At 67.6% G+C, this 11,615-nt stretch carries 11 protein-coding genes; 9 read left to right on the top strand and 2 right to left on the bottom strand.

All coding sequences use genetic code 11. The annotated features are described in order from the left end of the window. Nucleotides 1-20 precede the first annotated feature (20 nt). On the top strand, nucleotides 21-1,220 hold the full coding sequence (locus AC5Y46_RS07070; RefSeq protein ID WP_499942249.1) for a lipid-transfer protein: 1,200 nt from the start codon (nucleotides 21-23) through the stop codon (nucleotides 1,218-1,220). A 31-nt stretch (nucleotides 1,221-1,251) separates the two neighbouring features. Here the strand turns inward: AC5Y46_RS07070 and mntR are convergent, their stop codons facing one another. Then, nucleotides 1,252-1,944, bottom strand: a complete 693-nt coding sequence (mntR, locus tag AC5Y46_RS07065) for a manganese-binding transcriptional regulator MntR (protein ID WP_499942250.1) — start codon at nucleotides 1,942-1,944, stop codon at nucleotides 1,252-1,254. Nucleotides 1,945-2,038: 94 nt separating this feature from the next. On the opposite strand from mntR, the gene AC5Y46_RS07060 reads away from it, so the two are divergent. From AC5Y46_RS07060 to AC5Y46_RS07035, 6 genes are all read left to right on the top strand, one after another. Then, entirely contained in the window at nucleotides 2,039-3,007 is a 969-nt protein-coding gene (locus AC5Y46_RS07060) for a bifunctional riboflavin kinase/FAD synthetase (RefSeq protein WP_499942252.1), read from the top strand. Nucleotides 3,008-3,277: 270 nt separating this feature from the next. After that, nucleotides 3,278-3,547: a 30S ribosomal protein S15 gene (rpsO, locus tag AC5Y46_RS07055; RefSeq protein ID WP_499942381.1), complete on the top strand. Its 270-nt coding sequence runs from the start codon at nucleotides 3,278-3,280 to the stop codon at nucleotides 3,545-3,547. Nucleotides 3,548-3,558: 11 nt separating this feature from the next. Beyond that, nucleotides 3,559-4,083 (top strand): LppU family putative lipoprotein, encoded by a 525-nt coding sequence (gene lppU / locus AC5Y46_RS07050; protein ID WP_499942253.1) that lies wholly within the window; start codon nucleotides 3,559-3,561, stop codon nucleotides 4,081-4,083. A gap of 310 nt (nucleotides 4,084-4,393) precedes the next feature. After that, nucleotides 4,394-6,640 carry a polyribonucleotide nucleotidyltransferase gene (locus tag AC5Y46_RS07045; protein WP_499942255.1) on the top strand — a complete coding sequence of 749 codons (2,247 nt, stop codon included), beginning with the start codon at nucleotides 4,394-4,396 and terminating at the stop codon, nucleotides 6,638-6,640. Continuing rightward, entirely contained in the window at nucleotides 6,618-7,931 is a 1,314-nt protein-coding gene (locus AC5Y46_RS07040) for a M16 family metallopeptidase (RefSeq protein WP_499942257.1), read from the top strand. The genes AC5Y46_RS07045 and AC5Y46_RS07040 overlap by 23 nt, the downstream gene beginning before the upstream one ends. Nucleotides 7,932-7,935: 4 nt before the next feature. After that, on the top strand, nucleotides 7,936-8,964 hold the full coding sequence (locus AC5Y46_RS07035; RefSeq protein ID WP_499942259.1) for a nitronate monooxygenase: 1,029 nt from the start codon (nucleotides 7,936-7,938) through the stop codon (nucleotides 8,962-8,964). Here the strand turns inward: AC5Y46_RS07035 and ald are convergent. Beyond that, a complete protein-coding gene (ald, locus tag AC5Y46_RS07030; protein WP_499942260.1) occupies nucleotides 8,961-10,085 on the bottom strand; it encodes an alanine dehydrogenase in 1,125 nt (374 codons plus the stop codon). The two genes, AC5Y46_RS07035 and ald, sit on opposite strands and share 4 nt — an antisense overlap. 83 nt (nucleotides 10,086-10,168) lie before the next feature. Here ald and AC5Y46_RS07025 point away from each other — a divergent pair, with 83 nt between their 5' ends. Further along, complete coding sequence (locus tag AC5Y46_RS07025; RefSeq protein WP_499942262.1) at nucleotides 10,169-10,630, top strand: SRPBCC family protein; 462 nt, start codon at nucleotides 10,169-10,171, stop codon at nucleotides 10,628-10,630. 72 nt (nucleotides 10,631-10,702) lie between these two features. Next, complete coding sequence (locus AC5Y46_RS07020; RefSeq protein ID WP_499942263.1) at nucleotides 10,703-11,614, top strand: metal-dependent hydrolase; 912 nt, start codon at nucleotides 10,703-10,705, stop codon at nucleotides 11,612-11,614. The last annotated feature ends 1 nt before the right edge of the window (nucleotide 11,615 follow it).

Raw genomic sequence — 11,615 nt, 5'->3', positions numbered from 1 at the left:
GCCGTTCGAGAGGGGCAACGATGCCTAAAGCAACCAACAAAGTGTTCGTCGTCGGCGTCGGGATGACGAAATTCGAAAAACCGGGCCGCCGCGAAGGTTGGGATTACCCCCAGATGGCCAAGGAGTCCGGCACCAAGGCGCTGCAGGACGCCGGTGTCGACTACTCCGAGATCGAGCAGGGCTACGTCGGCTACTGCTCGGGTGACTCCACGTCGGGGCAGCGTGCCCTCTACGAACTCGGCATGACCGGCATCCCGATCGTCAACGTCAACAACAACTGCTCGACGGGGTCCACCGCGCTCTATCTCGGCGCGCAGGCCATCCGGGGCGGACTGGCCGACTGCGTGCTGTCACTGGGCTTCGAGAAGATGCAGCCCGGCGCCCTGCAGGGCGGCGCCGCCGACCGCGAGTCGCCGTTGGGCAACCACATCAAGGCGCTGGCCGAGATCGACGAGTTCGCATTCCCGGTGGCGCCGTGGATGTTTGGCGCGGCCGGCCGCGAGCACATGAAGAAGTACGGCACCACCGCCGAGCACTTCGCGAAGATCGGCTTCAAGAACCACAAGCACTCGGTCAACAATCCCTACGCGCAGTTCCAGGACGAGTACACCCTCGAAGACATCCTGGCCGCCAAGGTGATCAGCGACCCACTGACCAAACTGCAGTGCTCGCCGACCTCCGACGGCTCGGCCGCGGTGGTGCTGGCCAGTGATGACTACGTGGCCCGCCACGGCCTGGCCGGGCAGGCAGTGGAGATCGTCGGGCAGGCGATGACCACCGACTTCGAATCCACCTTCGACGGCAGTGCCCGCAACGTCATCGGCTACGACATGAATGTTCAAGCCGCGCAACAGGTTTACCAGCAGTCCGGTCTCGGGCCCGACGACTTCCAGGTGATCGAGCTGCACGACTGCTTCTCGGCCAACGAGCTGCTGCTCTACGAAGCGTTGGGGCTGTGCGGCGAGGGTGAGGCGCCGAAGCTGATCGACGACGAACAGACCACCTACGGCGGCCGCTGGGTGGTGAACCCGTCGGGTGGGCTGATCTCCAAGGGGCACCCGCTGGGCGCGACCGGGCTGGCGCAGTGCTCGGAGCTGACCTGGCAGCTGCGCGGCACCGCGGATAAGCGGCAGGTCGAAAACGTCACGGCCGCACTGCAACACAACATCGGTCTCGGCGGCGCGGCCGTCGTCACCGCCTACCAGCGCGCCGAGCGCTGACCCCACATCACCTAGGCCAGGTCGCCGCGGCTCAGGCCACCACCCAGATCGCCCGCGCCGCCGGACTGCCCAACTCCACCGTGGTCGCCGCGCCGTCGTCGGCTTCGATAGCGATCGAGATCATCCCGGCGAACTCGCGCCGGGTCAGCACCCGCAGCTGCGAGTCCAGGCTGATCCCCACACTGTCGAAGTAACGCAGCATCTCCGGGTCCGCGTCGGAGATGCGGGCCACCGTCCCGGTCTCGCCGTCGTCGCAGGCCCACAGTTGCCGGGCCGGCGGCGTCGGAACCTGACCGTCGGGCGCCGGGATCGGGTCACCGTGCGGATCGCGACGGGGGAAGCCGAGCTTGGCGTCGATGCGGGCCATGAGCCGATCCGACACCGCGTGCTCGAGCACCTCAGCTTCGTCGTGCACCTCGTCCCAGCCGTAGCCGAGCTCGTCGACCAGGAACGTTTCCAGCAGCCGGTGCCGGCGCACCATCGCCAGCGCCGCACGCCGTCCGGACGCCGTCAGCGTCACCGCACCGTACTTCGCGTGGTCGACCAGACCCTGCTCGGCGAGCTTGCGGATGGATTCCGACGCGGTGCTGGCGGAGACCCCGATCTTTTCCGCCAGCAGCTTGGTGCTGACCTTCTCTCGCGACCACTCCTGGACCGTCCAGATGACTTTGAGATAGTCCTGGGCAACCGCGGTGAGCCCGCCCGGCTCCTCGTCAGCCCTCACAGCAAGAAAGTTTAGGCCCGCGGGATCCGAGCTCGCCTGATTTGGTGTCTCGGCGTTATCGGAGCGCCTTCGTCGACGCCGTAGGCTTGCGGTCGTGCAGCGGTGGCGCGGCCAGGACGAGATCCCCACGGACTGGGGCAGATGCGTGCTGACCATAGGGGTTTTCGACGGTGTGCATCGCGGGCACGCCGAGTTGATCGCGCACGCGGTCAAGGCCGCCCGCGCCCGCGGTGTCCCGTCGGTGCTGATGACCTTCGACCCGCACCCGATGGAAGTGGTCTACCCCGGTAGCCACCCGGCGCAGCTCACGACACTCACCCGCCGCGCCGAGCTGGTCGAAGAGTTGGGCATCGACGTCTTCCTGGTAATGCCGTTCACCACCGATTTCATGAAGCTCACGCCGGACCGCTACGTGCACGAACTCCTCGTGGAGAACTTGCATGTAGTGGAAGTGGTCGTGGGGGAGAACTTCACGTTCGGCAAGAAGGCGGCCGGCAACGTCGAAACGCTGCGCCGGGCCGGCGAGCGGTTCGGTTTCGCGGTGGAGTCGGTGTCGCTGCTGTCCGAGCACCACAGCAACGAGAACGTGACGTTCTCCTCGACCTACATCCGGTCCTGCGTGGACGCCGGCGATGTGGTGGCGGCGGCCGAGGCCCTGGGTAGGCCGCATCGGGTGGAGGGCGTCGTGGTGCGGGGTTACGGGCGCGGGCTCGAGCTGGGGTATCCCACCGCCAATGTGGCGCCGCCGATGTATTCGGCGATCCCGGCCGACGGCGTCTACGCGGCCTGGTTCACCGTGCTCGGGCACGGACCGGCCACCGGCACCGTCGTGCCCGGCGAGCGGTACGAGGCGGCGGTGTCGGTAGGCACCAACCCGACCTTCTCCGGGCGTACCCGCACGGTGGAGGCCTTCGTCCTGGACACCGAAGCCGACCTGTACGGCCAGCACGTCGCGCTGGACTTCGTCGCGCGCATCCGCGGGCAGAAGAAGTTCGATTCGATCGACGATCTGGTCGTCGAGATCGGCAAGGACACCAAACGCACCCGCAAACTGCTGGGTTAGATGGTGGCGGCCCGCCGCGCCCGGCTTCGCCGCGCTTGCGACCGCCACGGGTTAGACGGTGGCGGCCCGCCGCGCCCGGCTTCGCCGCGCTTGCGACCGCCACGGGTTAGATGGTGGCGGCCCGCCGCGCCCGGCTTCGCCGCGCTTGCGACCGCCACGGGTTAGATGGTGGCGGCCCGCCGCTGTTAGACTGCCCGACGGCGTGCGCTGCGGTTCGCGGTGGCCGCGCCCTTCGATCTTGATCGCGGACCTATTGATGGAGATGTCTTCGTGGCGCTTACCGCCGAGCAGAAAAAAGAAATTCTGAAGTCCTACGGGCTGCACGAGACCGACACCGGATCGCCGGAAGCCCAGATCGCGCTGCTGACCCGGCGGATCGCGGATCTGACTGAGCACCTGAAGGTGCACAAGCACGACCACCACTCGCGGCGCGGCCTGTTGCTGCTGGTCGGCCGGCGCAAGCGGCTGGTCAAGTACCTCACCCAGGTCGACGTCGAGCGTTACCGTTCGCTGATCGAACGGCTGGGTCTGCGCCGCTGACGCGTGGCGTCGTGCGCGCCGCCTTCACCGGGGTTGTCCTGGCTCTGGTCGCCGGCGCATTGACGGGATGTTCGGCACGGCCCGGTGGGCCCGACCTCGCCGACGTCAAAGTGGGGGACTGTCTGAAGCTCGGCGGTACGGCCGACCGCCCGCAAGCGACGAAAGCGGTGTGCGGCAGCCGGGAATCCAACTTCAAAGTCGCCGCGCTCGTCAGCGGTGACGTCAAGTGCCCCGCCGACGTCGACTCGTCCTACTCGGTGCACAACTCGGTCAGCGGCGCTGACAACACCCTGTGCCTGGACATCGACTGGGTGGTCGGCGGATGTATGAGCGTTGACCCGCAGCACACCACCGACCCGGTCCGGGTCGAGTGCAGCGACACCGCCGCGCCGCACCGGCAGCGCGCCACCCAGATCCTCAGAGACCTCGACCCGCAGGCCGGTGTCGACCAGTGCGCGAGCGGTCTGGGTTACACCTATGCCCAGCGGAGGTTCGCGGTGTGCGTGGAGAACGTCACCGCCGGACCCGGAAACTAGAGGCTGTAGGGGTCGTCCTGCCGATATGACGAGTTAGCCGGTGTAGAGTGAGTGCGTTCTGGGCCGGATCGGCCCAAGCACCTCGGTGCGGTTCACGCAGACCCGCGTGTGCCGTTCCAGCGGGTCACTGCGTATCAAGGGAGCTGCCTGAATCGGGCGGTCTTCGGTAGTGGCTGCCGGGCTCCCCGGATCTGGGAAAGGTCGGCCGCTTCGATCGACGGCCGTAGCCGCATCCAGGTTGGTGACCGCCCTCTGGGTTTCCGCGTGACGTACGCGAAACAGCGAATGACCAGAGAGGCCGCACAGACGTATGTCTGCGACTGAAATTGAAGAAGGCGTGTTCGAAACGACCGCCACCATCGACAACGGGAGCTTCGGCACCCGCACCATCCGTTTCGAGACGGGCCGGTTGGCCCAGCAGGCCGCCGGCGCGGTGGTCGCCTATCTCGACGAAGACAACATGCTGCTGTCGGCGACGACCGCCAGCAAGAACCCCAAGGAGCACTTCGACTTCTTCCCGCTGACGGTGGACGTCGAGGAGCGGATGTACGCCGCCGGCCGCATCCCCGGCTCGTTCTTCCGCCGCGAGGGCCGGCCGTCCACCGACGCGATCCTGACCTGCCGGCTCATCGACCGGCCGCTGCGCCCGTCGTTCGTCGACGGTCTGCGCAACGAGATCCAGGTCGTGGTGACGATCCTGAGCCTGGACCCCAATGACCTGTACGACGTGCTGGCGATCAACGCGGCGTCGGCGTCGACCCAGTTGGGTGGGCTGCCGTTCTCCGGTCCGGTCGGCGGCGTGCGGGTGGCGCTGATCGACGGCACCTGGGTCGCCTTCCCGACGGTCGAGCAGCTCGAGCGGGCGGTGTTCGACATGGTGGTGGCGGGTCGCAAAGTCGATGATGACGTAGCGATCATGATGGTCGAGGCCGAGGCCACCGAGAAGGTCATCGAGCTGGTCGAGGGCGGAGCGCAGGCGCCGACCGAGACGATCGTTGCCGAGGGCCTGGAAGCGGCCAAGCCGTTCATCGCCGCGCTGTGCACCGCGCAGCAGGAACTGGCCGACGCGGCGGCAAAACCGACCAACGACTACCCGGTCTTCCCGCCCTACGAGGAAGACGTCTACTACTCGGTGGCCTCGGTGGCCACCGACGAGCTGACCAAGGCGCTGACCATCGGCGGCAAGGCCGAGCGCGACCAGCGCACCGACGAGCTCAAGGCCGAGGTCCTCGAGCGCCTGGCCGGCACCTACGAAGGCCGCGAGAAGGAGGTCAGCGCCGCGTTCCGGTCGCTGACCAAGAAGCTGGTCCGTCAGCGCATCCTGACCGATCACTTCCGCATCGACGGCCGCGGGATCACCGACATCCGCGCGCTGTCCGCCGAGGTCGCGGTGGTGCCGCGGGCACACGGCAGCGCGCTGTTCGAGCGCGGTGAGACCCAGATCCTCGGGGTCACCACATTGGACATGGTCAAGATGGCTCAGCAGATCGACTCGCTGGGACCGGAGACCTCCAAGCGCTACATGCATCACTACAACTTCCCGCCGTTCTCCACCGGCGAGACCGGCCGGGTCGGCTCGCCCAAGCGGCGTGAGATCGGGCACGGCGCGCTGGCCGAGCGGGCGCTGATGCCGGTGCTGCCCAGCGTCGAGGAATTCCCGTACGCCATCCGGCAGGTGTCCGAAGCTCTGGGCTCCAACGGCTCGACGTCGATGGGCTCGGTGTGTGCGTCCACGCTGGCGCTGCTCAACGCCGGTGTGCCGCTGAAGGCGCCGGTCGCCGGGATCGCGATGGGTCTCGTGTCCGACGATATTGAAGTTGACGGCGGGGAGACCGAACGTCGTTTTGTCACCTTGACCGACATCCTGGGCGCCGAGGACGCGTTCGGCGACATGGACTTCAAGTGCGCCGGCACCAAGGACTTCGTCACCGCGCTGCAGCTGGACACCAAGCTGGACGGGATCCCGTCACAGGTGCTGGCGGGTGCGCTGGCACAGGCCAAAGACGCGCGACTGACCATTCTCGAGGTGATGGCCGAGGCCATCGACGGCCCCGACGAGATGAGCCCGTTCGCGCCGCGGGTCACCACGATCAAGGTCCCGGTGGACAAGATCGGCGAGGTCATCGGACCCAAGGGCAAGGTGATCAACGCGATCACCGAGGAGACCGGCGCGCAGATCTCCATCGAGGACGACGGCACGGTGTTCGTCGGCGCCACCGACGGCCCGTCGGCGCAGGCCGCGATCGACCGGATCAACGCGATCGCCAACCCGCAGCTGCCGACTGTGGGTGAGCGGTTCCTCGGAACCGTGGTCAAGACAACCGATTTCGGTGCGTTCGTGTCGCTGCTCCCGGGCCGTGACGGCCTGGTCCACATCTCGAAGCTGGGCCGGGGCAAGCGCATCGCGAAGGTCGAGGACGTGGTCAACGTCGGCGACAAGCTGCGCGTGGAGATCGCCGACATCGACAAGCGGGGCAAGATCTCGCTGGTGCTCGTTGACGAAGAGGCCGCTGCAGAGACCGCCGCCCCGGCAGATGCCGCGCCGGTCAGCAGCTGACCCGGACCGCACGGCAGTACGCCGGACCACACTGCCGGGCGGTCTTCGGGTCGTCACCGAATACCTGCCGGCGGTGCGGTCGGCGTCCGTCGGCGTCTGGGTCGGGGTCGGATCGCGCGACGAGGGCACCACGGTGGCCGGCGCCGCGCACTTCCTGGAACACCTGCTGTTCAAGTCGACCCCGACCCGCACCGCGGTGGACATCGCGCAGGCGATGGATGCCGTCGGCGGTGAGCTCAACGCGTTCACTTCCAAAGAGCACACCTGCTATTACGCGCATGTCCTGGACAGCGACCTGACGCTGGCCGTCGACCTGGTGGCCGACGTGGTGCTCAACGGCCGGTGTGCCGTCGACGACGTCGAACTCGAACGCGACGTGGTGCTCGAGGAGATCGCGATGCGCGACGACGACCCCGAGGACGCGCTGGCCGACATGTTCATGACGGCTTTGTTCGGCGACCATCCGGTGGGCCGGCCGGTGATCGGCAGCGCGCAATCGGTGTCGGCGATGACCCGCTCGCAACTGCATTCGTTTCACCAGCGGCGCTACACGCCGGAGCGGATGGTGGTGGCGGTGGCCGGCAACGTCGACCACGACGAGGTCGTCGGGTTGGTGCGCCGGCACTTCGGGGCGCGCCTGGTCCGCGGCCGTAAGCCGGTGGCGCCGCGCAAGGGAGCGGGACGGGTGAACGGTGCACCCGGTCTGATGCTGGGCAGCCGTGACGCCGAGCAGACGCACATCTCGCTGGGCGTGCGGACCCCCGGTCGCGGCTGGGAGCACCGCTGGGCGCTGTCCGTGCTGCACACCGCACTCGGCGGCGGTCTGTCGTCGCGGCTGTTCCAAGAGGTGCGCGAGGCCCGCGGGCTGGCCTACTCGGTCTACTCGGCGCTGGACCTGTTCGCCGACAGCGGGGCGCTGTCGGTGTACGCGGCCTGCCTCCCGGAGCGGTTCGCCGACGTGCTGAAGGTGACCGGCACGGTACTGGAATCGGTTGCGCGCGAAGGAATCACCGAGGACGAGTGTCGGATCGCCAAGGGCTCGCTGCGGGGCGGGCTGGTGCTGGGACTGGAGGATTCCGGTTCACGGATGAGCCGGATCGGCCGCAGCGAACTGAACTACGGCGCGCACCGCAGCATCGAGCACACGCTGCGCCAGATCGACCGGGTGACCCTCGACGAGGTCAACGCCGTGGCCAAGCGGGTGTTGAGCAAACCGTTCGGGGCCGCCGTCCTCGGTCCGTACAAGTCGAAACGGTCGCTGCCGCAACAACTTCGAGCAATGATAAGTTAACTCGATGGTACTGGGTTTCTGGGACATCGCCGCGCCTATCGTCGGTGCGCCGATGGCGGGCGGCCCGGGTACTCCGGCGCTGGCTGCGGCGGTATCCAACGCCGGCGGCCTCGGCTTCGTCGCCGGCGGTTATCTCAGTGCCGATCAGTTCGCCGCCGATATCGCCGCGGCGCGCGCCGCGACCACCGGTCCGATCGGGGCCAACCTGTTCGTGCCCCAACCCAGCGTCGCCGACTGGAATGCCCTGGAGTACTACGCAGAAGACCTCGAAGAGGTTGCCGATCACTACCACGTCGACGTCGGCCGGCCGGTCTACGGTGATGACGACGACTGGGAGGCCAAGCTCGAGGTGCTCGCCGACGTCCGTCCGGAGATGGTGTCGTTCACCTTCGGCGCACCTCCGCCGGACGTCATTCGTCGGTTGAGCGCGCTGGGACTGCTGGTGTCGATCACGGTGACCTCGGTCTATGAGGCCGGTGTCGCCGTCGCGGCCGGTGCCGACAATCTGGTGGTGCAGGGGCCCGCAGCGGGCGGGCACCGCGGCACGTTCGCACCGGACATGGAGCCGGGCAACGAGTCATTGCACCAGCTGCTCGAGCGGATCGGCAGCATGCACGATGTTCCGCTGATCGCGGCCGGCGGCTTGGGCACCGTCGAAGACATCGCGGCCGCGCTGCGGCGGGGGGCGGTGGCGGCGCAGGTGGGCACCGCGCTGTTGCTCTCCGACGAAGCGGGCACCCATCCGGCTTACCGTGTCGCACTGAAGAATCCGTTGTTCGACGCGACCGTGGTCACCCGGGCGTTCTCCGGCCGGTACGCGCGCGGGCTGGCGAACAACTTCACCCGGTTGCTCGACCACGTGGCCCCGCTGGGCTATCCCGAGGTCAACCAGATGACCAAGCCCATCCGGGCGGCCGCGATTCAGGAAGAGGATCCGCACGGCACCAACCTGTGGGCGGGCGAAGCCTACAAGGAAGTGCAGCCGGGGCCGGCCGCCGACATTGTCACCGCCCTGGCGCCCTATATCCGCTAGCCGTTTGCGGTCAGCACGCCGGCCGGGTCGGTGAACGGCAGGCCCAGGTCTTCGGCGACATGGTCGGCCAGCAGCGCACCGGCATGCGTCGAAAGACCTTTGGCCAGAGCGGGATCCGATCGGCACGCGCGCTGCCAGCCCAGGTCGGCGAGCTTGAGCACATACGGCATGGTCGCGTTCGTCAGCGCATAGGTCGACGTCTTCGGGACGGCGCTGGGCATGTTGGCCACGCAGTAGAACAACGTCTCGTGCACGGCGAACGTGGGCTCGTCGTGGGTGGTCGGTCGCGAATCCTCGAAGCAACCGCCCTGGTCGATGGAGATGTCCACCAACACCGCGCCGGGTTTCATCTGTGCGACAAGCGAATTCGAGATCAGGCTGGGAGCTTTGGCGCCCGGTACCAGTACCGCGCCGATCACCAGGTCGGCGCGTTTGACCGCACCCACCAACTCATAGGTCGACGAGTAACGGGTGCCGATGCGCCCGGCGAACTCCGCGTCGAGCAACCGGAGCTTGCCGAGGTTGACGTCCAGGACCATGACCGACGCGCCCATGCCGCCGGCGACCCGGGCCGCGTTGTATCCCGCTGTACCACCGCCGATCACAACGACATCAGCGGGTTTGACGCCGGGCACCCCGCCCATCAGGGCACCGCGCCCACCTTCGGTGCGCATCAGGTGGTACGCGCCGACCTGAGCCGAGAGCCGTCCGGCGACCTCGCTCATCGGCGCCAGCAACGGCAGTGCGCCGTCGGCGGTCTGGACGGTTTCGTAGGCGATGGAGGTGGCGCCGGAGGTCAGCAGCGCGTCGGTGCAGGAGCGCGACGCGGCCAGATGCAGATAGGTGAACAGGGTCTGCCCCGAGCGTAGATAGCCGTACTCGGCCGGCAGCGGTTCCTTGACTTTGAGCACCAGATCCGCCTCCGCCCAGACCTGTTCGGCGGTATCGGTGAGTTGGGCGCCGGCCGCCTTGAACTTCTCGTCGGCAATGGCCGAACCCTCGCCGGCGCCGGCCTGGATCAGTACTTCGTGGCCGTGCTGGGTCAACGCGGCGACGCCCGCCGGGGTGATGGCGACCCGGAATTCGTTGTTCTTGGTCTCGGTCGGGATTCCGACTCGCATGATCGCCTCCTGCCGAGCCCGCGTGTAGTTGACTCCTCGATTGTCTCCGAATCTCCGTGGCGCCCGCCAATTATGATCAGCCGATGACTACACCTTCGGCCACCGCCACCGTGCAGATCGACGCCTCACCCGATGTCGTGTACGGACTGATCACCGACCTGCCGACACTGGCGTCGCTGGCCGAGGAGGTCGCGCAGATGGAGTTGCGCAAGGGCGATTCGGTCCGCGAGGGCGCGGTGTTCGTCGGGCACAACGAGAACAGCGGCAAGCGCTGGCGCACCAAGTGCACCGTCACCGAGGCCGAACCCGGCCGCGCGTTCGCCTTCGAGGTGCGGCACACCGTCCTTCCGATCGCCCGCTGGCAGTACGACCTCGTCGCGACCAATGGGGGCTGCCGGGTCACCGAGAGCAGCTGGGACCGGCGGCCGGGCTGGTTCCGCAAGCTCGCCGGCCTGGCCACCGGTGTCGTCGACCGCGACACGGAGAACGCCAAGAACATCGAGCTGACACTGCAGCGCCTCAAGCGGCGAGCCGAAGAAACGTAGTACCGCGGGTATCGCATACCCGGCCCATTTCGATAGACTCGCCGGGTAGAACGGCGCGGCGAGGGGGCCTTGATGAGCACAGTCGACGACCGGGCGGTCGGCCCGCACTCGACGGTATCGGGCGATTATGAGCGTCTGGTCCTGGAAGCCCGCAACGTCGAGTTCGACTGGTCCGGTTTGCCGTTTCACTACGTCCCGAATGAGCCGATGGCCACCCACGTGCTCAACGTCCTGCATCTGCTGCTGCCCGCCGGCGAGGAGTTCTTCGTCGACGTGTTCAAGAAGACGCTGCCGCTGATCCAGGACGACCAACTGCGTCTGGACGTACAGGGATTCATCGGCCAGGAAGCCATGCACTCGCAGGCGCATTCCGGAGTGCTTGCTCATTTCGACGCACAGGGCATCGACCTCACGCCGTTCACCAACCAGATCAGGTGGCTGTTCGAGAAACTGCTCGGCGAGAAGCCGTATCGCAGCCGACGTCGCCAGCACGCCTGGCTGCTGGAGCAGGTCGCGATGATCGCGGCGGTCGAGCATTACACGGCCGTCCTGGGCGAGTGGGTGCTGGACTCGCCGGCGCTCGACGCAGCCGGTTCGGACCCGGTGATGCTGGACATGCTGCGCTGGCACGGCGCCGAGGAAGTCGAGCACAAGGCCGTGGCGTTCGACACGATGAAGCATCTGCGCGCGGGGTATTGGCGGCAGGTACGCGCCCAGTTGGTGGTCGCGCCGGTGCTGCTGCTGTTGTGGATCCGCGGCGTGCGCTTCATGTTCTCGTTGGACCCGTGCGTCCCGCCGGGCACCAAGGCGCGGTGGCGCGATTACCTCAGCGCGGCGCGCCGTGGACTGGCGCCCGGGCCTCTTCGGCTCATGCGGGTGGTGGGCTCCTACTACCGGCCGGGCTTTCACCCGTCGGAGTTGGGCGGGCTGGAGCGGGCCGTCGACTACCTCGCGGTCTCGCCCGCTGCCCGCGCGTCGCACTGAT

The organism is Mycobacterium sp. NGS59 (assembly GCF_059812345.1).
This window is presented reverse-complemented; position numbering and strand designations above follow the sequence as displayed.